This is a genomic window from Luteolibacter sp. Y139 (assembly GCF_038066715.1).
GTDB lineage: Bacteria > Verrucomicrobiota > Verrucomicrobiia > Verrucomicrobiales > Akkermansiaceae > Haloferula > Haloferula soli.
This window is the reverse complement of sequence record NZ_JBBUKT010000003.1, coordinates 389,961-411,925: the sequence shown is the minus strand read 5'-3', so window position 1 is coordinate 411,925 and position 21,965 is coordinate 389,961. Positions and strand designations below refer to the sequence as shown.

The following is a 21,965-nucleotide window of genomic DNA, read 5'->3' as shown; positions in this document are numbered from 1 at the left end:
GGCGATGATGGTCATCGCAGTTCCCGCAAGATTTGCTCCCGGTGCTGATGAAGTCCTTCTTCAAGTCCGGCAGGGTAGGCGTGCGGGTTTTTAAGTCTGAGGATGCCGGGGTGGAGGGCGGCGAGGTTCTCCTGGCAGCGGTTGCGGATGGCTTCGAGGGGCTCGGCTGGGACGGTGCGGTGACCGGCTTTCATGACCGGTTGGAGAAGTTCGGTGGCGGTTGTCGCGGCGGGGATTTCTTTCGTCCGGATCGGGTCAGCGGGGTCGATGATGGTGGTCGCGCCGTCGAAACTACGATCCACGTCGTAGATCGCGTCGCCGATGAATTTACCATCCTCGATGAAGCGCCTCACCTGGAGGCGACCGGGGATCGAGCTCTTGGCGGTTTGTTCGCTGAGCTTGATGCGCGGTTGCCAGGTGCCGTCCTCGCGGCGCTGGGCGGCGAGCTTGTAGACGCCGCCGAGCGCGGGCTGGTCGGCCGCGGTGACGAGGTTGGTGCCGACGCCCCAGATGTCGATCCTGGCGTTCTGATGGCGCAGGCTTTCGATGAGATGCTCGTCGAGGTCATTGCTCGCGACGATTCTCGCATTGGGAAAGCCCGCCGCATCGAGCTTGGCGCGAGCTTGCTGGCTGAGCCAGGCGAGGTCGCCCGAGTCGAGGCGGATGCCGCTCAGCTCGTGGCCCTGTTCGCGCAGCTTGCGGGCGGTGACGATGGCCTTGTCGATGCCTTCAAGCGTGTCGTAGGTATCCACGAGCAAGGTCGAGTTATCCGGCATGGCCTCGGCGTAGCGGTCGAAGGCTTCCTGCTCGTCATCGAACGACATCACCCACGAGTGGGCGTGGGTGCCGCGGATGGGAATGCCGAAGCGTTGGCCGGCGAGGACATTCGAGGTGCCTTCACAGCCACCAATCCATGCGGCGCGGCTGGCGGTGAGCCCGCCATCGGGGCCTTGGGCGCGGCGATAACCGAACTCGAAGACAGGCGTACCCGCGGCGGCGTAGCAGATGCGCGAGGCCTTGGTGGCGACGAGAGTTTGGAAGTTGATGAGATTGAGCAGTGCGGTCTCGGCGAGCTGGGCGTGGAGGATCTTTCCCTGCACGCGCAGCAATGGCTCATGGGCAAAGACGGCCGAGCCTTCCGGAATGGCATCGATGTCCAGCTCCAGCCGCAGGTCGCCGAGGTAGGTGAGAAAGTCCTCCTTGAAGAGTGGATGATCATTCCGTGTGCGGAGCGAGGCGAGGTAGTCGAGGTCTTCGGTGCGAAAGCGGAATGCTTCCAACCACTGGAGGGCAGGTTCCAGTCCGGCGGCGATGGCGTAGCCGCCATGGAAGGGCAGGCGGCGGAAGAAGAGATGGAACACGCTTTCGTGATCCGCGGTGCCGGCGTTCCAGTAGGCGGCGGCCATGGTGAGCTGATAGAGGTCGGTCTGGAGAGGGCTGTTCATGTGGGAGAAATGTTAGAGTTCGAAAAGGAAGCCTTTCTTCACGAGGGTGTCGTATTTGCGGCGGTCGAAGCGGTGGAGGCGGGCGGGGCGGTGAGCGCCGCCGGTGAATTCGTCGAGAGGGATTAGGAAGTCGAAGGCGAGGAGCTTCTTGCGGAAGTTCCGCTTGTCGATGGGCCGGCCGAGGATGGCTTCGTAGAGGGCTTGGAGTTGGGTCAGGGTGAAGCGCTTCGGCAGGAGTTCGAAGCCGACGGGCTGGTAGCGGATTTTCCCGCGCAGGCGTTCGAGCGCGGTGGTGAGGATGTGATCGTGGTCGAAGGCGAGATCCGGCAAATCACTGATGTGAAACCAAGCTGCCTCACTGGCGTCGGTGTCGCCCTTCGCGGGGTGCTGCTCGGGATGGACCAGTGCGAACCAGGCGACGCTGACGACGCGTCCGCGCGGGTCGCGACCGGGGTCGCCGAAGGTGTAGAGCTGCTCGAGGAAGACATCGCGGAGGCTGGTTTCTTCCTCGAGTTCGCGGCGGGCGGCCTCTTCGAGGTTTTCTTCCATGCGGACGAATCCCCCGGGCAGCGCCCATGTGCCGAGGAAAGGTTCGATGCCGCGCTTGATCAGCAGGACCTGCAGGCCCGCGCCATCGAAGCCGAAGACCACACAGTCCACGGTGAGCGCCGGACGGGGAAACTCGTAGGTATGTGGCATCGCGTCGGGCGCAAGAAAGTGTAATTATTACACGAAGTCAAGCGATGGATTTCGCCGGACTTGCCACGGGGCGGTCCACGCCGAAAGCTGGGGCATGGACACGATCAAGATTCTGCTCGGCATGATCACGGCGCTGCTGGTCGGCGCGCTGGCAATGTCGTGGAAGAACTTCCGCCAGGAGGTGCGGGACACGCCGAAGAAGGAGCTGGGCGAAGTGCAGCGGCAGATTGCGGAGATCGAGCAGCAGCGGAAGCTGCTGAAGGAAGAGAAGGACCGGATGATGCTGGGCATGCCGCTGGCCCAAGGCCAGAAGGCTCCGTCCGAAGCGCCAGCCATTCCGGAAGTGAAGCCGCAGGACGTGCCGGATACGGGTGCCGTTTTCGAAGACGATGTGGCGTCAAAGGAAACGACGCCGGAGATACCGGACAAACCGGCCGTGCCCAATGCCGAGGAACGGGCCAAGGCGATCGCCGCAACTCCGGCGGTGGGAAAGATTGTCCAGTGGGTGGAGGATCCGAATCTGGGAACGTTCGCGACTCTTCAGGTGATTGATGCCGCCGCGGTGAAGGCTGACGCGGTGCTTTCTGTCCGGCGCGGCACCGGGATTCTCGGCAAGCTTAAGGTCAGCGAAGTCGAGGCAGCAGAAGCGGTAGCGAGCCCGACGGCGGTCTTCGGGGATGTGAAGCCGAAGGAGGGGGACGAAGTGATTGTGGAACCCTAGACCGGGTTACGTCGCGCTCAGCAGATCCTCGAACCCGCAGAACACCCGCGAGCTTTCCTGCGGCGCGGTTGGCACCGGGTCATCGCGGTCGAGGTGATCGCGGCAGGCGGAGTGGAAGTCTTCCGGGGTCTTCGCGCGGCGCACGCGGAATTCGAAGTCGAGATCATGCCCCTGCGTGACGAAGGCCATGGTCTTTTTCATCCGCTGCACGTGGCTGAGCGGATCGAAGGTTTTCGTATGCGCGGCGAGCTCGTCGTAGAGCCGGCCGACATAGCCCAGCAGGTCCCGGCAACCCGGCTCGAAGGGTTTTTCCCCGGCGAAGGCGGAGCGGAGCTGGGAAAACAGCCAGGGATTCCGGATCGCGCCGCGGCCAATCATCAGGCCGGCGGCTTGTGATTTCTGCCGGTAGGCGAGGCCGGTGGCGACATCGACGACATTGCCGTTGGCGATGACCGGGCAGGACAGGGTTTCCACGGCGAGCTTCACGCAGTCCGGGTGCACCGGCGTGGAGTAGCGTTCCTCGACCGTGCGGCCGTGGATGGCGAGCACGTCGATGGCGTGCTTGCGGAAGATTTCCAGCAGTTGCGGGAATTCATCGTGATGATGGTAGCCGATGCGGGTCTTCACGGTGAAGCGGGTGGGAATCGCATCGCGCAGCGCGCCGAGGATGCTGTCCACCTTCGGCAGGTTCCGCAGCAGGCCGCCGCCGGCTTCCTTTTTGCACACCACCGGGGCGGGGCAGCCGAGATTGAGGTCGATGCCGGCGACCGGGTGCTCCAGCAGCTGCCTTGCGGTTTTCACCAGCGCCTCGATGTCCTGGCCGATCATCTGGGCGAAAATCGGCCTGCCGGTCGGATTTTCGTCGATGGACCGGAGGATCCAGGCGCTGGGCCGGGAGTCATTGTGAACGCGGAAATATTCCGTCACATAGACGTCTGCGCCGCCGTAGGGGTCGATGACCTTCAGGAACGGCAGGTCGGTCACGTCCTGCATTGGCGCGAGGTAGAGCACCGGGCGGTCGGCGGGAAAGAGGTCGGTCATCTCGGTGCCCGGCCCTTGTGGCCGCTGCCGGATGCCACGGCAAGCATCTAGCTTTGTTTGCCATCCGGGAGGTTCCAGCACTAGTTTTCAGCAAATGACGCTCCTCCCGATCACTCGCGATTTGGATTTCGACTGCACCAACTACAGCACCGTTTCCGGAATCATGATGGAAGTGATCGAGGGGACCTTGGAAATGGGGACCACTCCGCCGTGGTGTGGCTACCTGGCGCTGACGACGGACCGGGAGGTGATCGGGACCTGCGCCTTCAAGGGCCCGCCGGACGAGCGCGGGGAGGTGGAGCTCGCGTGGTTCACCTTTCCCCACTACGAGCGCCGGGGTCATGGGTCGCGGATGGCCCGCCTGCTGGTGGAAATCGCCGAGGCGACCGGCGAAAAGGTGACCCTGATCGCCCACACCCTGCCGGAGCACAATGCCTCCACGCGGATTTGCGAGCACGCCGGCTTTAAGTGCGAAGGGCAGATCCAGCTTCCGGAGGATGGGCCGGTCTGGCGCTGGCGGCGTGGATGAGGCCGCGTGGACGGGGCGTTGACAGGGCGGCCCGACTCGGGAATTCTCCCGGCGATGCACGGGGAAACCCTCGACAGCGCCGCAAACCGCGGACCCGTGAAGCCCGGAGGGATTCCGAAGGGCGCCCTGATCGTGTGCCTGCTGTGCGCGGCCGTGGTCGCGGGATTCTATTTTTTGGTCCCCGCCAGCGGTTGGAAGGATCTTTCCACGGCAGGTTGGTGGAAGTCGTCCTGGAACAAGGAGAATGACTACCAGCATGGGTTCCTGGTGCCGGTCATCATGGTCGGGCTGATTATTTCCCAGTGGAAGAAGCTGCGGGAGGTGGCGGGGCCCGGCCATTGGTCGGGCTTGCTCGTGGTCCTGCTCGGCTGCCTGTTTTACCTGGCGGGCCAGCGCACCGGCCAGCCGCGGCTCACGGTGGGCGGGCTGCCGATGATCCTGTGGGGGGCTTCCCTGTTCATGTGGGGATGGCGGACGGCGTGGCTGCTTTTCTTCCCGTTCTTCGTCCTGTGGCTGGCGATTCCGGTGCCGGAATTCCAGCAGGCCACCACGCGCCTGCAGATTCTTTCCACGAAGCTCGCCCAATGGGGCTCGGGCTTGTTCGGGGTGGAGACGGTGGTGCGCGGCACCCTGATCCACTCGGTCTCTGACAAGTGGGAGCCGCTGTCGATCGACAAGGGCTGTGGCGGCATCCGTTCGCTGATGGCGCTGATCATGATTTCCTCGGTGTGGGCCTACCTCGCGCCGATCTCGCTATGGAAGAAGGCGATCCTTTGCCTGGCGGCCTTTCCGCTCGCGATCCTCGGCAACATGCTGCGGCTGACGTCGATCTTCGTGATCTCCGAGTATGGCAACCATGCCTTCGCCGCGGGAACGTGGCACGATTGGTCCGGCCTGCTGCTCTTCTACCCGATTTCCCTGGTGATGCTGCTGGGAGTCCACTCCGTGCTGGAAGGTGGGCTGCCGTGGCGCCGCCCCAGAAAGAAGCTAGCCGTACGAAAGGTCGTCCGCGAGGGAGGGGAGGCCCTTGAGGCACGATGAAGCGCGGACTCGTCCTGCTGGGGGTTCTCATCGCCGGGCTTTCGGCGGTGTTCTTGCTGCCGGATTTCAAAACCGCCGAATCCGCGTTGTCGCTGACGATTCCGAAGCAGATGTCTTCCTGGTCCTTCAAGGAGGAGGAGCCCACGAAGGAAGAACGCGACACGCTGGCCAAGGACACCAAATTTGCGAAGGCTACCTGCGAGCGGTCACGGTCCGGAAGCACATCGTTTTTTGATACCAGCCCGAAGGACTTTGCCCAGCTGTCGATCGTGCTGTCGGGCATCGATCTGGCAAACTCGATCCACCGGCCGGAGCGCTGCATGCCGGCTCAGGGTCATGAAATTTATAGTTCGTCCACGACGATGATCGCCGTGCCGGGCGGGAACCAGCTGCCCGCCCGTCGTTTGCTGTCGGTCCAAGAGCGTCCGACCGATGCCTCCGGCAAGTACGTCAAAAAGCATGATGCGGTGACTTACTACTTCTTCGTGGGGAGCGAACGGATCACGGAGAATCACACCAAGCGGACGCTGATCGATATCAAGGACCGCCTCGTGAAAGGAGAGGCACAGAAATGGGCCTATATTTCCGTGACGATGTGGTTCAATGGCGAACACACCGACCGGGAGTCCGGGATTCTGGACTTGGAGGGTACGGACCGGGTCGTGCGAGACCTCATCGGTCAGCTGGCCGCGAAGAATGTCAATTGGCCGCAGGTGAAGCTGCAGAACTGACGCGCTCTTAGCGCACCGGTTCCGGCTGCACGTGAGCGCCTTCCAAGAAGCGGATGGTGTCCTCGATGCTCTTCACGAGTTCCTGGCCATCCTTCCCGAGCTGACCCAGGCCGCCCTGCTGGTCCGCCTCACGGAGCAAGTCTCGCGCGCGGATGAACTGGCCCATGGCTTCACCGGCGCGGCGTTCCTTGGTCCAGGCGTCGTACCAGCGGCGGTAGAGGTGGGAGGCGAAGCAGAAGCGCGCGCGGAAGTTTCGCTCGGTGCCGCCTTCAAGCACGATGGCTCTTTCGAAGTCGCGCTCCGCTTCATTGTCTCGATCCAGGGCGGAGAGCATGTTGCCGCGATTGACCGGCCATTCCGGATCGTAGGGATTGAGCCGGATCGCGGTGGTGTAGAAGTCCACGGCCTGGGTCAGCCACGCATCCTGCTCGGACTTCGGCAGGCCTTTGGCTGCGGCGGCGTTCCGGGAGAATTGGCCGCCCTTTCCGGCGAGTTCGGCGCCGGGCCACAATTCCATGGCGTGCTGCACGTGTTCGACCGCAAGTGCCGGGGCGGCCGCGCCTAGGAATTCGCGGCCGAAAGACACCGGCCACAAGGTGCGAAAGGTCTGACTGGCACGCCAGCCGGTCAGAGCGAGCACGATCGAAAGGGGAACGACTATCAAGCAGGGGACAAGGCGGCCGGCCGTGCTTGGGAATTCGCCCAGCAGTTCGCGCCTCGGCAGGGCGAAGCCGAAGGCAAGCCCGAGATACATCGCGCCGGGCAGGGTGTGGCTGACGAAGCTGAAATTCGAGTGGCACAGGGTGCCGGTCATCGCGGCCAAGCCGCCGCAGACCATGGCATCCAGAGCGCCCCTGCGACCTGCATCCGCCTCATCCCGGCCGGCGAGGCCAGCCACTCCGGTCAAGCCGGTGGTCAGGACGGCCGCCACGATGAGGAGAGCTCCGCCCCAGCCGTAGTCCACGGCTGCCTGAAGGAGTTCATTGTGGACGAAGTCGTCGTTGAAGCGGTCCCAGAGCTTGTCCTCATCGGGATTGGCGACGGCGTTCTTTTTCCAGCCGAAGCTGCGGCTGCCACTGCCCGTCCACGGCTGGGTGGTCGAGATTTTGATCGCATAGCCAGCGAGCGTCAGGCGGAAGCGGTCATCGGCGACCTGGGTGATTTCCTTCGGGTCCTTGGCACCGCGGCGTTGCTGGATCTTGGAAAAGACCAGCGGAGCGAGCAGCACGATCAGCACGGGCACGGCCACGGCGGTGCCGATGATGATCCCGCGGTTCCGCTTCTTGTCCCGCCACGCGAGAAGGGCGAGGCAGAGGCACAGGACCGCCACTCCGACTCCCAGGCTGAGGGCACCGCCCCGTGAGCCGCACAACGCGACACACGCGACAGCGGCCAAGGCACCAAGCGCATGGACGATCCTCTCGGCCAAGCTGTCCCGTGCCCAGAGCGCCCGCGCTGCCAGGATCAGTGCGGAGACCTGCGAGAAGTCCGCGAGGTGATTGTAGTGTCCGAAGAGACCGGACGGGAGTTGGACGGGCCGGAACGCGAACGGCCACGCGAACGCCGGGTCGCGCAGCTGAATCAGGACGAGAGCCAGATTTGCGAAGCCGAGCAAGGCCAGGGCTGCGACGCTGAAGCGGATGGCCACACCGCGAGTCGGCATCGTCCATGCCCACAGGCACGACGTCAGCGCAGCCACGACCAGCAAGGCATCCGAACGACCGAACTCAGTCACCGGGCTGCCCCAGCAACCCCAGAGAATCCAACCGCTCGCCACCAGGATGATGATGAAGGCGAACCAGGCCGACTTCGGCTGTTTTCCCAGCTGCCACAGCTGGAGAGCGCCGGTGGCCAGTGAGATCGCGAGGGCGACGAGTGCTGGTCCCCACGTGTAGTCGAGCGTTTGCCCGCCGAGGACCACGGCCAGCACGAGCGACAGGGAGAAGAACAGTCCGGAGATGGCTTGCATGGGTCGCTGGTGCGGTAAAACGAGGGCAAGGTAGGGGTGCCATTTCCGTCATGTCGAGCCGCGGCGCGGGAAAGGATTCGCACGATACGTGCTAACGTGATGTCTTCCCGCCGTGCGCCGCGCGTTCCTCCCGATCCTGCCGCTCGCCTTGCTCCTGCTCATCGCAGGGACGTGGCTGGCGTGGCAGCATCGGTTCGAGATCGATCCCTCCTACCCACACCTGTCGCTGGATGATCTGGTACGGGATGCGGTGCCGGATCCCGGGGTCACGATTCAACGGAATCCGGCGGGGAACACCGAGGTCACCTTAACGGCCGGCAATCCATCGAGCGCCGTCGTTCAGCTGTTGCCGCTTCCCCTGCCGGGAAAGGTGGAGTTCCTGATGTTCGACTTTGCGGTGAAGGCGGAGGGGCTGGTTCCGGGGCCTTCGCCATGGTCGGACGGGCGGGTGATGATCGAGTGGCATCCGGCGCATCACCGGATGGAGGCCCAGTATCTGGTGTCGAGCCGTGGCAACGATGCTGCCGAAAACCCATGTGTGGTGGATGATTCTCCTCATGGTCCGGCGGTGCCGGTACTTCGCCTGGAGCACTTGGGGAGTTCCGGGTCCTTTCACTTGAAGCATTGCCGCATCGATGTCGTCCGTGAGACGGCGTGGTGGCGGATCGGCCACTGGGTGCTGCTCGCAGGATGGTTTGCGTGGGCGGCCGTGGTCGCCACATGGGGACGCACCTCCGGCCTCGGTGCGTCGCTGCTGGCTGCGGCGCTCTGGGTTTTCTGCGTGACCCAATGGGCGGTCCCCGGCCCGTGGGGATCGATCCGCCCGCTGGCGCCCTTGTTCGCCATCAGCGAACCTGCAGGGCGAGCCGTCTTGTCGGCACCGGCTGTTCCTCCGGCGGCCAAGCCACCGGCCTCAACTGCCACGCCGCCCGCTCAGGTGCCGAAATCGCTGGGCGAATTGCCGTTCGGCGGCAGCTTGCTGTTAGAGATCAAGGACCGCATCAAACAGGCGCGGCCGTTGTTTCACACGCTGCTCTTTCTCGGCCCCACGCTGGTGCTCGTCTTCCTGATTGGTCGATGGAAGAGCGCGGTGTTCGCAGCGCTATTGGCCGGGGCGATCGAGTGGTCGCAGTATCTCTTCGGCTTCGGCTTCGATGAGTCGGACTTGTTCGACCTTTCCTTCGATGCCTTGGGGGTGGTGCTGGCGATACTCGTGCACTCGCGCCTTTCGCGGTGGTGGCGGGAGCGCAAGGTGGCCAGCGAGCTAGCTGCAGCGGGAGATGCGTCAGCCAGCCAAGCGACCTAGCTTGCCCTGCCATCCATCGAGGAAAGCGCGCCACACCAATGGCAGTCGTGCGGGACCGTCTACGCTGGCAACGCAAAGCGCGTAGGCGAGGGCCATCGTGAGCGCGCCTGTGGCGCCGGCCTGTTGGCGTTTCAGCCAGACCATGTTGCGCACCTTGTAGTGCAGCTTCCAGTCGGCCAAGCCGCGTTCGAGAAAGAGGCTGCGGCCGAGGAAGCGCCACTGCACGAGGTCCTTCGGGCCGGGATGGTCCATCACCGCGGCGGTGACGGCGTAGGTCGGAAAGCCGGCCTTTTCGATTCGCCAGGGGTATTCCTCGTCCTCACCGCGGATGAAGAGCTCGCCCTTCACCGGCCCGGCGGCTTCGCGGACTTTCTTCGGGATCATCGCGCCGGTCCACACGCCGCGGCTGCGGACGAGTGGTCGATCGGGGAGTTCGTCGCGGGTGTGAGCGAGCGATACCGAGCCGTCTTCGGCCACGACTTGCAGTGGCCAGGTGAAGCGTCCGGTGGCGGGGTCTTCCTGGAGCGGATGAATCAGGGCATCGTCGCGCCACGGCGAGCGCAGCATTTCTTCCAAGGCATCCGGACGCGGCCACGAGTCGTCATCGAGGATCCATACGGCATCCATGCCATGGGCGAAGGCATGCTCCATCGCTGCTTGCACGCCGCCGGCATTGCCGAGGTTGTCGCCGATATCGAGGATTTCGAGGGCATCCCAGCAGAGCCCGTTCAAGGCAGCGGCTGAACCGTCGGTCGATGCGTTGTCAGCCACGATCACGCGGTCGGGTTGGCGTGATTGGGCGCGCAATCGCTTCACGCATTCGAGCGCGGTGTCGCGCCGGTTGTAGCAGGCGAACACGACCGCGACGCGCGGAGTTGTTAGAACCGGGTTCATTTTCCCAAAGTGCGCAAGGCGACCTTCCAGCTGCGCGCGGCGATCCACAAGACGCCATCGATCAGGCCATTCAGATAGGGGTCGTCGAAAAGCGTGGTGCCGTAGGCGCGGCGGATCGCACGCGACTCCACGTGCTGGCGTTCCGCCTGGAGGATCGTGTCGAGATCGCGGGTTTTGCCGAGATGGCGCATGGAGGCATTGCTGCCGTGCAGGCGGAAGTCCGCCACGGTCACCGGCACGTGTTCGAACCGCAGTCCTGCGGCATGAAGGCGAGCGTAGAATTCGCCGTCCATCACGTAGCGGAAGTCCTCACGCAACCGGTGCCCTGCCGCAATCACGGAGGAGCGGCGGTAGAAGGCCGCAGTCGAGCCGATGTAGCAGTGGTGGTGAACGTGAACGAAGGGTGACCAGCCCGGCAGGCGGACGGTTCGCAGATGGCTGCCGGATTCATCGATTAAATCGAAGTCGCCATAGACGATGTCGGCTGTGCTTGTGCGCAACTTCGCGACTATTTCTAACAAGGCGCCTGGCTTCAGCCGGTCATCGGCATTCAGCCACATGACCCAATCGCCTTGGGCAGCGTCGAAGCCGCGATTGATCGCCTGCGACATGCCGTTGTCCTTCTCGACCGACCACTGGACATGAGGAAAGCGCGAGGCCACTGCGGCGCTGTCATCGGTGGAGCCGCCATCGAAGACGAGATGCTCGAGGGTCACGCCTTCCTGAGCGGCCACGCTGGCCAGGCAGTCGCCGAGGAAGCGACCGTAGTTCAGGTTTGGCGTGATGATGGTGAAGTCCATCGGCGGGTCAGGTCTTGTGATTCATTTCTCCCGCGGCAATCGAAAGGACGAGCCGCGCCACTTCCGGCGCATGCAGACGTGATTGCCATGTGGCGGCAATGGATGCTGCATTGCGAGTCCCTTCGTCCCACGCGTGCAATTCGCTGCGGAGGGCTGCAACGTGACCTGCGACATCATCGGTCGCTGCCAGCGAGCCCGATGCCTCACTGACGAACCACGGGAATGCTGCCAGGGACGGTGACACCGCTGCTACCACCGAGCAGCCGCAGCACAAGGCCTCGCCGCTCGCGATATGGAAGGATTCGAAGGCGGAAGGACACCAGAGGATCTGGGTGTGGGACAAGATTTCGGCGATGGCTTCGGGCAGGATACGGCCATGAAGACAGACTCGTTCGCGCTTCTCTGCCCACTTCTGAAGCTCCGCAGTTGCCTGTCCCACGATTTCCACCGTCACGTGAGGATCGGCGTCTAACAGATTGGCGGCGGCTGCCATCAGTAGCTCGGGGCGCTTTTGGGTGACATCGTCCCATCGTCCGATGGCGGTGACGGTGCGCGTCTTCGGGCGCCCATCGAACCGGAACAGAGGATTTACCGGATGCGGGACCACATGCACCCGGCTGGCAAAATCAGCGCCGCCGTAGATGCGGCAGAATTCGCGGTAGTGATCTGCCGCTACCGGTGTCACGCAGGCGATGACATTTCCTGCGCGAAGATGTTCGGCTCGCAAGAGGTCTGAGACAGTGAGACCGACAGTGAGGCCGCGAAGGGCTAGCTTTGAGAAGCGCCACCAACCGCCAGCAGTTCTGCCGGCGCCGGATAGAACGAGCTGCTCGCGCCACCATGCGGCGAGATCGAGGCGCGGACTGACCAAGCCGCCGCTATCCTGATTGAGCACGAGAAACACTCCTGCCTCGCGGATTGCTTCCGCCACCCGCCGGTATTTCGCGCGGCCCCAAGCATAGAGGACCACGCCATCCAGCCGCTGCGAGCGCCACCATGCGGGGTCTTCCAGATCGGCGTAAGCGGTGCGAATCAGGTCGGGCTCGTCATCGGCCCGTGATGTGCCGGGCATGACCGCGCGGCTATCGATGCCAAGTGCCTGGAACCCACGGCAGAGCAAGCCACTGTCGCGCGCGAAGAAGTCCTTCCCTCCGCTGAAGTCGACCGGCGTGCAAGTGAACCATCGTGCGGCGGGAGTCACGTCACTTGGTGAGAATGACATTGGCGTTCGCACCGTAACGCAAGAGCCGCGGAAACATTCCGAACAAGCGGGCGTCCAGTTCGTGCACCAGATGGGAGATGCCGCCGAAGCGATCCGAGAGCGCTTTCACGGGATAGCCCAGCAGGTTGAACATCTGGACTTCGCAGGTGGAGAAGAAAGCCGACATCCGCTTGAACTGGGAGATGTAAAGATTGCTCTCGTCCCCCATCTCATGGACCGCCATCCGCATGGCGCGGATGGCGGCGACCGCAAGATTGTGGCCCATCGGCTCGAAGACGAACACGAGTCGGCCACCCGGCTTGAGGATGCGGGTGACCTCGCGGCATAGCGTGTCGAGATCGTGGGATAAATGATGGAGTGCCGCCTGGCCCCAGACCAGGTCCACGGATTCCGCGGGAAAAGCAGAGAGGTCGAAAGCGTCGCCCACGATCAGTTCGAGTCCTGGCAGCGTGCACTTCCACTCCTCGGGCTCCGGTCCGGACGGCGCCCACAGGTCCAAGCCCGTTACCCTCGCTCCGGGAAATGTCCGTGCTACCGCCGCGGCAAGCTTTCCCGAAGCGCCGCAGATTTCGACGGCATGCCGGTCTGTTAGATCGACCCGGCAGAGTTCGGAGTAGCCGGCGAGAAATAGCTGGCGATCCGAAATCGGGAAGCCGCCGATGGCAGAGAGCATTGCTTCAGCCTTCGGATTGAAGGGTGGAGCAGGATGGGAAAGCTGGACGCTCATGGCATGCGAAAACGGGCTGCGTCGCCGGGGTCACGATGCGGCTGGAATGCCGATGGATCGCTTCTTTCCGAAAAGAGGAATCCCGAGGCAAGCAATCAGGGATATTCCGGAAATGGCCAAGCCGCGTGACCGGAGAGGGGGCCGGTAGCGCATCGAAACATGGGCTGCATGGTCGCCGAGTGGCAGGATCATCGTGCCATCGGTCGCACGTTCGACCGGCTTCCAATTGCTATCCGTGAGAAATTCCCAGCCAGGAGAATAATTCTCCGCGACTCTGAGCCAGGATGAGTCACGAACGTTTAGTTCGCGGCTGTTCTCGTGGCCGAGTGTTTCCTCCAGTGCGATGTACTGGGTGCGGTCACCGGTTTGGAGGAACTTCATGAGCGCATCATGATCCCGGAAGCCGACGTAGCGGGGGACCGCTTGGGGATTTTTGAAAAGTTGCATCGACGGGCTTTTCCACACGGGTTGCCAGGCGGCCGGAACGTCGGGGTTATCCGGGAATGTGATCAGATGGGTGACACCGTAGCGGCCGAGAATTTCGGGGTCCTTGGTGCGGTCGGCGACGAGCGACATGCCATTCGGCAGGATGCTATCGTAGCCGTGGATGGTGGCGATGCCGTAGGCCGAGAGGGTGTTCGGCACGAAGGGTGTGATCGCCATGTGGGCGGTCGGATGGATGATGCTGGCGACGCGGCCCTGGCTGCCCACTTCCTTGTGGAGCACCTGCGACTCCGGCGTTTCGGGAAAGAGCGGATAGCGTTTTTCATCCGACCAGACGATCCAGCGCGTGGCGAACAGAGTCACTTCGGCGAAGACCGCTACCGCCACCATCACGCTGCCGGCTTGGCGCCATCGTGGTGTGAGGCTGGCTGTGGCACGCAGTCCGGCGATTGCCAGAATGGCGAACAGCAGCGGGAGCGCTTGCTGCGGACTCCAGATGAAGAGATCACCGATGAAGTGATCCGCCCGGCTTTCGATCCACGACCGGAAGTGACCGAAGCTACTGTCGTAGCCCATGGCCGTGATCTTGGCCTGCAAGGGGCCTGCCCAGCGATCATGGGTGACGGTGAGGCCCACACTTAGCAAGAACCACGCACCGATGGCGATACCGCCGGTCCACGCTGTCCAGCGGAACAAGCGCAGCCGCGTTTCCCGCGTGGCCGTCTGCATCAGGTGGACGAAGGCAAGAATCCCGCCGACGATGAATAGCAGGAAGAGGCGTTGATACAGGAGTCGCACCAAGGGTGTGAGCGGCAAGACCAAGCCGATGATCACGAGGATCCGCGCCAACGGCGGCAGGTCCCGGCGGAACGGGGCAAGGAAGGCCACGATAACCGGCAGAGATCCGAAGTAGGCGATGTAGAAGAGCTCGCTCTTGAAGAGCTTCAGCACATCGACCGAATTGCACCGGCCGAGCAACGAAGGGAATACCTGGAAGGGATAGGCGGCGAGATTGAAGAAGGGCTGCAGCCAGCCCTGCGGGTAGACACCCATTTCGGCATGGCCATGCATGCCAGTGTGCATTCCCAAGCGGCTGCTGATCGCGAATGCATCGGCACAGGGTAGAAGCATCATTGCCGCCAGGCCGGTGCCTAACAGTCCCCATGCGGCGTAGTTGCCGAGGAGGCGCGATTGCTTTCCCCAATCCCGCTTCGCGGTCACCGCTTCCGCTGCCCAGGCTGCTGCCACGACCAGCGCAACCAAGGCCGCGTGCTGGAGCGTGCCGCCGAGAAACGCCAATCCGATGAATAGCGGGACCAACGACCATGCACCTTTCATCCCGCGGCGTCGCGCGTCGATGGCCCACAGGATCCATGGCACCCAGCAGAAGGCACCGAGCGCCCAACGGTGGTAGATCCAGGTGACGAATTGGGAATTCGCCGCATAGGCGACCGCACCGCAAACCGACCACACGACGTTAGCCCCGCGCCCGCGCAGGAAAAGGAACATGCCACACGCGGCGAGCAGCACTTGCCCTAACAGGCCGAGGTGCCATGCGGTCCAGAAGTCGAACCAGCGATGGAGCTGCATGGTCCAGTCGAAGTAGAGCGCCATGGTATTGGCGTACTGCTCCGTACCGCCGTAGGTGAGGCTGCTCCACGCCAACTCGCCCTCGCGGGCATAATTGGCCGCGGCGACCATGCGATAGACGAGGTACTGGTCCACGCCATCGGATACGATGTGATTTTTCGCATGCCCGGACTCGTCCGCCTGCCGCCACGGCGACATCATCTCATTCTGCAGGTCGAGCGGCGCGAGCTTCAGGCCGCCCGCCCACCATGGGGAAAACCATGCCAGGACTACGGCGAGGCAGAGGGCCAGGCCGAGCAGGGTTCCCTTTGAAGAAGGACTCACGAGGATTTTCGAAAGCGATATTTTCCCGCGGTCCACAACGCCTTCACGCCGTCCCGCCAATTGATCTTCTTCCCGTCGCGGTTCTTGCGCGGGTGATAGGCGATGGGCACTTCGCGGATTTCGATGCCGCGCAGGAGCAGCTTCACCGTGATTTCCGGCTCCCAGGCGAAATCATCGGAATCGATCTCGATGCCTTCGAGCGCGGCGCGGCGGAAGCTTTTATAGCAGGTCGGCTCGTCTGTTAGGCAGGCACCGGTGATCAGATTGATCCACTGGGTGATGGTCACGCCGCCGAGATAGGCGAGGACGTAGGAGTGGGGGTGCTTTCCGGTCACCAAGCCGAGCACACCCGAGCGGCCGAGGGCCTTTTCACGCAAGATTCGTGAGCCATACACGACTGAAGCCTGACCGGTGACGACGGGTCTTACTACTTCGCGGATGTCTTCGGGATCGTACTCCAGATCGGCATCCTGAATGATGAAGATGTCGCCCTGTGCCGCTTGCATGCCGGTGCGAACGGCCGCGCCCTTTCCGCTATTCTTCTCGTGGACCAATAGCCGCGTCTCGGGATGAGCGGTGTGAAAGGCGTGAAGCACTTCCAACGTTCCGTCCGTGGATCCATCGTCCACGATCACGATTTCTTTCGCCATGCCGTCGTCGAGCTCTAGGGCTACGACTTTTTCCAGCAAGGTGGTGACGAGGGCTACCTCGTTGAAAACAGGAATGATGATGCTCAACCGCATGGGGGAATGCGAACTCAAGAAGCGGAAGTTGTCGGAACCAGTTCCCAGCCAGGACAGCACTTGTCCTCGATGGGCGCGTGGATGTCACCGCGGAACCAGGCGTCGGGCATTAGAACCCGCTGGCCTTCCTTTTTTCCCAGCCAGGCGGCCCACCAGGAGTAGCTGCTATTGGCGATGATGTGGTGATTGGCGCGGCTCATCCTTGCCAAGTCAGTGAGCGGCCCGCGTGCGGGATCCGGTGGCGAGGCAACCTGAATGTCCGGCCCATTCAGATTCTGCAAGCACCAGGCGCGATCGTCCGAAAAGATCGTGAAGTGCGCGCCGGGTACCAGGTCGCGCATCCTCTCCATGGACTGCCGGTAGTAGCCGAGGTCGCAGACTTGGAATGCAGCGTGTTTCAGGAAATCGGTGCGCCGGACATGGACCGCCACCTGGGTCGAGGAGGAACTCTTCTCCGGCACCACGTTTTCTAACAAGCCAAGCAGCTCGCTCCTCAGTTCCTCCTCAATCGAGACAAAATATTTGTAGGACTGGAAGTACCCGCGCACCACGCAATCCGCGGGCGCATCGAGGAGATCGGGATGGAAGGCTTGATTAAGCTCGGGTTCCCGAACCACCGGCAGACCGCGATATTCCCAATAGTGTCTGCCGGTGAGCCTCAGGAGCGCGCGTGCCGCAAGGGATGCACGCCTCGTGACCTTGGCTCGCAGCGGAAGCCGCAATAAATGTGAGACCTCGCGCCATCCGGCGGAATTGAACCAGGAACAATCCAAAACGAGGGGCACGCCGTGGCGCTTCGCAAGCACCCGCCCGAAAGCATATTGGAAGAGGTGATTGCCGCTGCGGCCAAGCAGGACGATGCGGATCATGGAGAGGCGGTTTTTTTCCAGGTGATGAGCGCGACTCCGGCGAGGTGATCGCTGGGGCCTAACAGGCTGTTCTGGCGATCGAGCTGCGCAGGAATCCCTGCCGCCCGCAGTGCGGAGACAAGAGCTTCGTCGTTCCGCCCCCCAATCGAGCGGGAGAAGATGTTTGCGTTGCTGACGATCATGCCCGATGACGACCTGCGTAGGTAGCGGTCGATGTAGTGATCTTGAAGGTCGGTCGTCAACTCGGTGAAGGCGTAGTTGGAAACGACGCAATACTCGCCCCGCAGGTCGCTTTCTCCGGCAGAAATCGTGAACTCAGCTAGGCCGATTTCTTCCATTGTGCGAAGAGCGGCTTGAGTTACCGCAGGTAGATCGACGAGGACTGTTCGTGTTTCGGATACGATCGCGTTCATTGCCGCCAGTCCGCCGAACCCCACGCCAATTTCTACGACAGTTCCACGTGGCTCAATAAAGCCCTTCTCGCGGAGCCACAGCGCATGGGAGAGATAGCGCAGCGTCGTGGGGCTGAAGGGTGTAGGGGTTCCCAAGAGAAAACGGGGCCAACGTATGGGATCACCCCACGCATCGACAGCACGCACGTGGGGATCCTCCAAGAGTTCTGGTGCGCTTTTGCTGATGCACCTCGCATGATGGCGGCCGTCACTCGGGCCCAGTGTTTCAACTACTTCCCGAACGGCTCGCTCGCGGCGGAAATTGCGACTGTCTCGTTCTTGATTGGCCAAGGCAGAGCACGCCGCCGGCCATGCCATGGTGCCAGAAACACTGCCGCGGCTCCCGGTACCGCCAGTGTTTGAGAGGCTCTCCACGGTCATCCAGCCGCTGGCCTCCTTCCAAATGCGATCATGCAACCGGTCGATCAAAAGTCGTTTCACGGCAGGGTACGGCGCGCGCAAAGGATGCCGGTGCCAGCTTGGCAGCCGAAGTGATTCGCGGCTTCCGCAGAACGCCAATCGACTGGTGAATGAAGACGCGACGCATCGTCCACCACCGCAAAGCGTTCGATGCTCCAACCATCGTCGAACCACTCGATCACCGTAGATGCTGCAAAGATGCGGTGCGCGTTGAACTCAACGCGTTCCGGACCGATCGGGGTCGAGAGGTAGAAGAGTCCTCCGGGCTTCACCATTCGCTTGAGCTGCTCCAAACCCTTCAGATGACCTAATGGATCTACGGCGTCGCCATAACGACCGAGGCCGAAATGCTCGATGGTGTGAAGGCACGACAGAGAATCCGTGCAGGCAGTCCATTCCATAGGCAATTCGATCGTCAGATCAATCTGATGGAAATGCACATTCGGCACAGGCAGTGGTTGCGGCCGTATATCGAGAACATCAACTTCCCGGAACACGGCCAAGTGACCGATAAAGCCGTCAAGACGAGACCCGACATCCACATGCCTCTGGGGTTGATCCGTTAGAATCCAGCGAGCGACTTCAAGGTCTTGGAAAAAGTAAGCGCCTAAATCACCAGACGATTCACCGAACTCCGCGAGCATTGGAAGATCCCTGCCCCGCGGAAGGCGGTCGGCCCCTGGCATGCCGAGAAATTCATCCCGATCGCGCGCGAAGCGCTGCCAACCGGAAAAGGCGGCGGGAATGCGCCGGAAATTGAAGCCGACGGCTCTGAGAACGGGCCGGATCATTGGTTGGCGAAGCGACGGGAAACTTGCTGGAATACTTCCACCATGCGGCTGGCAACAACCCGCGACGCATACTTGTTTCTCAGAGTAAGACCCCAGTTCCTTACTTGCTCGGAGGAAAGATTCAATACTTCGTTGAGTGCAACGAAGAGGCTCGCCGGTTCCTGTAAATCAAATCCACCGCAAGAGGAGGCATCGCCAAGCACCTCTTCGATTGAAGTGCCGCGAGTGAAGCAAACAGGGGTGCCGAGGAAATAGGCTTCCACGGCAGGCAAGCCAAAGCCTTCGATTTCTGAGGGAAAGACGAGAGCCCGAGCCTTCTCGAACTGGCTTTGCAGGGCCTCGTCATCAAGAAACGGCAGCCGGACAATCAACGGGCAGGTTGCCGTCAATTCCTCGACTTCTTCCGGCACCTTGCCCACCACATGCAGGACTGGAAGATCCGGACGGAGGACCGAGGCTTCCGCCCAGAGTCGAATCAGCCATGCCGTTCGTTTGTGAGGTTCGCGTGACGCCAGGTGCAGCACATAGTTGTCCTTGGCCACGAATTTCGGCTGAGGGATCTCTTCGTAGAGGCACGGCTCGTAGGTTACCGTGATCGGCTTGGCCGGTATTCCATGGCGCTTCATGAAATCGCGGATCTGTCCCTTAGCGGCTTCAGAGATCGTTAGGATACCATCAGCATGGCGTAGTGTGTGTCTAAGCATGCTGGCCCAGTACCGGTACTCCATGTGCGTGCGCCAATTGGGATAATGATCGGCGTAGTACTGGATGATCGTATCGTGGATGGTTACCACCGAGGGTGAACACATCGTGTAGAGCCTTGGCAGGAACCCCTTGGGGAAATAGAAAACATCAGCCCGTTGGCCTAGATAGGATAACGGATGCAGATGGTCAGTCATAACCCGCGCAAAACGGCCTCGGGTCGTCCACGGCATCACAGTGGCATTGGACCCTTCGGGAAGTTGGATGGATGAACGCGAAGAAATACCGGTGAGCTCGAGGGCCTCGTGAGACGCTAGCTCTTTCAGTAGTACTTGGGTCATTCGTGAGATCCCAAGACTTCGGCCGAGCTTGGGATTCTGATCGGCCAAATACATTGCGATCACCAACGGAGTGGAGCGGTAACTTGGAGAAAGCGTGGAAGTGCCGAGTTCTGCTTTGCGGGGGAATCGATCTAGGAGTTCTCTAGCAAAGGTATTGAACTCCCGCAGCCATTCCGATCGACTGCGCTGGAGAAGAGTGCTGCGCCCGCGGGTCCCGAATTGTTCGCAAAGCAAGCGGCTGCTCGAAGCTTCGTTAAAGTGGTTGGCCAACATTCGGGAATCCCCTGGTTCGTGCAGCCAGCCACTGACACCATGTTCCACATGATCCACTATGCCCCCGGAGCGCGCGGCCAAGACAGGCTTACCGAAGTCATATGCCTCGAAAATTACAAGACCGAGTGGCTCCCACCAGACGGAAGGCGCAACCAGTGCAGTGCAATTGCGAAGCAGGTCCAGCTTATCTTCGCCGGAAACGAAAGGCAAACATGTAGCCTGTTGAAGTTTTTCGCAGCGCTGCCCAATCTCCTCAGCCAAGGGGCCGTCCCCCGCGATAACCAAGCGCCCTGGCCGCTGTGAAGCTTTATGGATTTCCCAAGCGTCCAAAAGGACGCGGACGCCTTTTTCCTCTGCGATTCGTCCTAAGAAAAGGAAGCAGGGCTCCTCGGGGAAGTGCCGAGAGGAGGCAAGCTCTTCTTCGCTGCATCGGGGTTCCCACCCGTGGGAAATTACGGCAATTCGCTCCGGCGCGATACCGCTCTGGACGAAGGTGTCGCGCATGAATCGAGAGATCGCGATCCATCCGTGGATGTTTGAGAAGCTTCCAGTCGCATGCAAAAACCAAAGCTGCATGGCATACCACGCCGTGCGCAACCGAGACTCTTGCCAGGCACCCGTCAAAATCTCCGGGATAAAGTTTTTCCGCAGCCCCGCCGGTTGCAGGCGTCCTCCTCCCCAGCAGTAGCCATTTACTGAAAAGGGGCGGAAATTATGGATGAAATGGATGAGGGGAATGCCACAACGGACCAAACGCAAATAGAGTCCCGTTGATCCGACGGGCATGAGGTTATGCAAGAGAATGATATCTGGCTTAAAATCCTCAATCGTTCGCTCGACTTCCTCAATTGCCTGCCCATTCCAAGCCATGAGGAATGCCTGACCCATACGTTCTGCCCAGTTCCTCTTGGCGACCCAGTCACGACTGTCGAATATAATCTCGCAAACCTCGTGTTCCGCCTCGAGTTGCTCCCGTATTTGCGCAACGGCAAGTTCTTCACCGCCAATATGAAAGTAGCGGTTAAATATTTGGAGAACTCTCATTGAATCTTTTTCAATGAAACCGCCCGTGGACGGCGACACGCTTCGCGATGCGCCGCACTTGGAACAACTTGCGAAGTGATTTAAGCAGTCCTGCATTCCCCAACCAGATTGGAAGATGACGTGCAGCCAGATGATCTCTTTGAGCGCGCAAACCTTCCTCGATCATTCGCTGCCAGTGCCTTTGGGTTGTACTGTCCTCATACCAGCGGAATCCGGCGAGCGCTTCGGGTAAGTAATCGAAGTGAAAGGAAGCGCGAGTAAGACGAAGGTAATACTCCCAATCCATACAGTTACGATATCCTTCGTCTAGGAAATAACCTGCTTCCAAGATTCGTCGGTGGAAGAAAGTTGCTGTGGATGGGATGCAGCAGCCGACGAACAGGAAGTCCAGTTCGTCCACTGGTGTATCGTATTTACGCCGAATAGGCGTGCCGTCTTCTTTCACGAAAAGGCAATCACCGTGAATGATGGAGGCATCAGGACGAGAAACGGCTAAATGCGCAACTTTTTCCAGCGCGTTTGGTAAAAGGTAATCATCGCAATTCAGCCACATGATCCATTCTCCCTTTGCTCTTCGGAAACCTTTGTTGATCCCATCGCTCATGCCCTTATCGGATTCACTGGTCCACTTCAAATGAGGGTAGCGTCCAAGAACTTCAAGAGTTTCGTCGGTCGAGCCGGCATCGGTGACGATATGTTCAAAATCGACGCCGTTTTGGGCGAGAACACTTTCGATGCATTGCGGAAGAAAGCGGCCTTGATTTAGGCTCGGAGTGACAATCGAGAACATCATTGAGATAACGACACGCACGAAGCCGTGCTTATGATGCTCCCCCTCTCGGGAAAG

20 protein-coding genes are annotated in these 21,965 nt (G+C 61.4%); 5 read left to right on the top strand and 15 right to left on the bottom strand.

From position 1 onward, the window contains the following. Positions 1 to 11 precede the first annotated feature (11 nt). Both WKV53_RS10145 and WKV53_RS10140 read right to left on the bottom strand, forming a co-directional pair. Positions 12 to 1,445 carry a nicotinate phosphoribosyltransferase gene (locus tag WKV53_RS10145; RefSeq protein WP_341404463.1) on the bottom strand — a complete coding sequence of 478 codons (1,434 nt, stop codon included), beginning with the start codon at positions 1,443 to 1,445 and terminating at the stop codon, positions 12 to 14. Between the two features lie 12 nt (positions 1,446 to 1,457). Next, positions 1,458 to 2,144: an NUDIX hydrolase gene (locus WKV53_RS10140; RefSeq protein ID WP_341404462.1), complete on the bottom strand. Its 687-nt coding sequence runs from the start codon at positions 2,142 to 2,144 to the stop codon at positions 1,458 to 1,460. A 94-nt stretch (positions 2,145 to 2,238) separates the two neighbouring features. On the opposite strand from WKV53_RS10140, the gene WKV53_RS10135 reads away from it, so the two are divergent. Beyond that, positions 2,239 to 2,865 carry a hypothetical protein gene (locus WKV53_RS10135; protein WP_341404461.1) on the top strand — a complete coding sequence of 209 codons (627 nt, stop codon included), beginning with the start codon at positions 2,239 to 2,241 and terminating at the stop codon, positions 2,863 to 2,865. A gap of 6 nt (positions 2,866 to 2,871) precedes the next feature. Here the strand turns inward: WKV53_RS10135 and WKV53_RS10130 are convergent, their stop codons facing one another. Next, complete coding sequence (locus tag WKV53_RS10130; RefSeq protein ID WP_341404460.1) at positions 2,872 to 3,906, bottom strand: tRNA dihydrouridine synthase; 1,035 nt, start codon at positions 3,904 to 3,906, stop codon at positions 2,872 to 2,874. Between the two features lie 94 nt (positions 3,907 to 4,000). Here WKV53_RS10130 and WKV53_RS10125 point away from each other — a divergent pair, with 94 nt between their 5' ends. Genes WKV53_RS10125 through WKV53_RS10115 form a run of 3 tightly spaced genes read left to right on the top strand, consistent with a single transcriptional unit; the run spans position 4,001 to position 6,207 of the window. Continuing rightward, the gene (locus WKV53_RS10125) at positions 4,001 to 4,435 is read left to right on the top strand and encodes a GNAT family N-acetyltransferase (protein ID WP_341404459.1); all 435 of its coding nucleotides are present in this window, start codon (positions 4,001 to 4,003) and stop codon (positions 4,433 to 4,435) included. 54 nt (positions 4,436 to 4,489) lie between these two features. Next, positions 4,490 to 5,476 carry an exosortase/archaeosortase family protein gene (locus WKV53_RS10120; RefSeq protein ID WP_341404458.1) on the top strand — a complete coding sequence of 329 codons (987 nt, stop codon included), beginning with the start codon at positions 4,490 to 4,492 and terminating at the stop codon, positions 5,474 to 5,476. Next, positions 5,473 to 6,207: an exosortase-associated EpsI family protein gene (locus WKV53_RS10115; protein WP_341404457.1), complete on the top strand. Its 735-nt coding sequence runs from the start codon at positions 5,473 to 5,475 to the stop codon at positions 6,205 to 6,207. The genes WKV53_RS10120 and WKV53_RS10115 overlap by 4 nt, the downstream gene beginning before the upstream one ends. 7 nt (positions 6,208 to 6,214) lie before the next feature. Here the strand turns inward: WKV53_RS10115 and WKV53_RS10110 are convergent, their stop codons facing one another. Then, complete coding sequence (locus WKV53_RS10110; protein ID WP_341404456.1) at positions 6,215 to 8,176, bottom strand: O-antigen ligase family protein; 1,962 nt, start codon at positions 8,174 to 8,176, stop codon at positions 6,215 to 6,217. Between the two features lie 112 nt (positions 8,177 to 8,288). Between WKV53_RS10110 and WKV53_RS10105 the strand changes: the two genes are divergently transcribed. Next, positions 8,289 to 9,482, top strand: a complete 1,194-nt coding sequence (locus WKV53_RS10105; RefSeq protein WP_341404455.1) for a VanZ family protein — start codon at positions 8,289 to 8,291, stop codon at positions 9,480 to 9,482. Here the strand turns inward: WKV53_RS10105 and WKV53_RS10100 are convergent. The 11 genes from WKV53_RS10100 to WKV53_RS10050 are packed head-to-tail and all read right to left on the bottom strand — an operon-like array spanning position 9,462 to position 21,911. Then, a complete protein-coding gene (locus tag WKV53_RS10100; protein ID WP_341404454.1) occupies positions 9,462 to 10,376 on the bottom strand; it encodes a glycosyltransferase in 915 nt (304 codons plus the stop codon). The two genes, WKV53_RS10105 and WKV53_RS10100, sit on opposite strands and share 21 nt — an antisense overlap. After that, complete coding sequence (locus WKV53_RS10095; protein WP_341404453.1) at positions 10,373 to 11,176, bottom strand: glycosyltransferase family 2 protein; 804 nt, start codon at positions 11,174 to 11,176, stop codon at positions 10,373 to 10,375. Before WKV53_RS10095 ends, WKV53_RS10100 begins: the two co-directional genes overlap by 4 nt. 7 nt (positions 11,177 to 11,183) lie before the next feature. Continuing rightward, positions 11,184 to 12,398 (bottom strand): glycosyltransferase, encoded by a 1,215-nt coding sequence (locus WKV53_RS10090; protein ID WP_341404452.1) that lies wholly within the window; start codon positions 12,396 to 12,398, stop codon positions 11,184 to 11,186. Continuing rightward, positions 12,379 to 13,125: a class I SAM-dependent methyltransferase gene (locus WKV53_RS10085; protein ID WP_341404451.1), complete on the bottom strand. Its 747-nt coding sequence runs from the start codon at positions 13,123 to 13,125 to the stop codon at positions 12,379 to 12,381. Before WKV53_RS10085 ends, WKV53_RS10090 begins: the two co-directional genes overlap by 20 nt. Before the next feature lie 30 nt (positions 13,126 to 13,155). Further along, the gene (locus WKV53_RS10080) at positions 13,156 to 15,483 is read right to left on the bottom strand and encodes a hypothetical protein (protein WP_341404450.1); all 2,328 of its coding nucleotides are present in this window, start codon (positions 15,481 to 15,483) and stop codon (positions 13,156 to 13,158) included. After that, a complete protein-coding gene (locus WKV53_RS10075; protein WP_341404449.1) occupies positions 15,480 to 16,226 on the bottom strand; it encodes a glycosyltransferase family 2 protein in 747 nt (248 codons plus the stop codon). The genes WKV53_RS10080 and WKV53_RS10075 overlap by 4 nt, the downstream gene beginning before the upstream one ends. Positions 16,227 to 16,240: 14 nt before the next feature. After that, positions 16,241 to 17,095 (bottom strand): alpha-1,2-fucosyltransferase, encoded by an 855-nt coding sequence (locus WKV53_RS10070; RefSeq protein ID WP_341404448.1) that lies wholly within the window; start codon positions 17,093 to 17,095, stop codon positions 16,241 to 16,243. Further along, positions 17,092 to 17,988: a class I SAM-dependent methyltransferase gene (locus tag WKV53_RS10065; protein WP_341404447.1), complete on the bottom strand. Its 897-nt coding sequence runs from the start codon at positions 17,986 to 17,988 to the stop codon at positions 17,092 to 17,094. Before WKV53_RS10065 ends, WKV53_RS10070 begins: the two co-directional genes overlap by 4 nt. Continuing rightward, positions 17,985 to 18,758 carry a DUF268 domain-containing protein gene (locus WKV53_RS10060; RefSeq protein WP_341404446.1) on the bottom strand — a complete coding sequence of 258 codons (774 nt, stop codon included), beginning with the start codon at positions 18,756 to 18,758 and terminating at the stop codon, positions 17,985 to 17,987. The genes WKV53_RS10065 and WKV53_RS10060 overlap by 4 nt, the downstream gene beginning before the upstream one ends. Continuing rightward, positions 18,755 to 21,157: a glycosyltransferase gene (locus WKV53_RS10055; protein ID WP_341404445.1), complete on the bottom strand. Its 2,403-nt coding sequence runs from the start codon at positions 21,155 to 21,157 to the stop codon at positions 18,755 to 18,757. Before WKV53_RS10055 ends, WKV53_RS10060 begins: the two co-directional genes overlap by 4 nt. Next, complete coding sequence (locus tag WKV53_RS10050; RefSeq protein ID WP_341404444.1) at positions 21,129 to 21,911, bottom strand: glycosyltransferase family 2 protein; 783 nt, start codon at positions 21,909 to 21,911, stop codon at positions 21,129 to 21,131. The genes WKV53_RS10055 and WKV53_RS10050 overlap by 29 nt, the downstream gene beginning before the upstream one ends. Between the last annotated feature and the right edge of the window lie 54 nt (positions 21,912 to 21,965).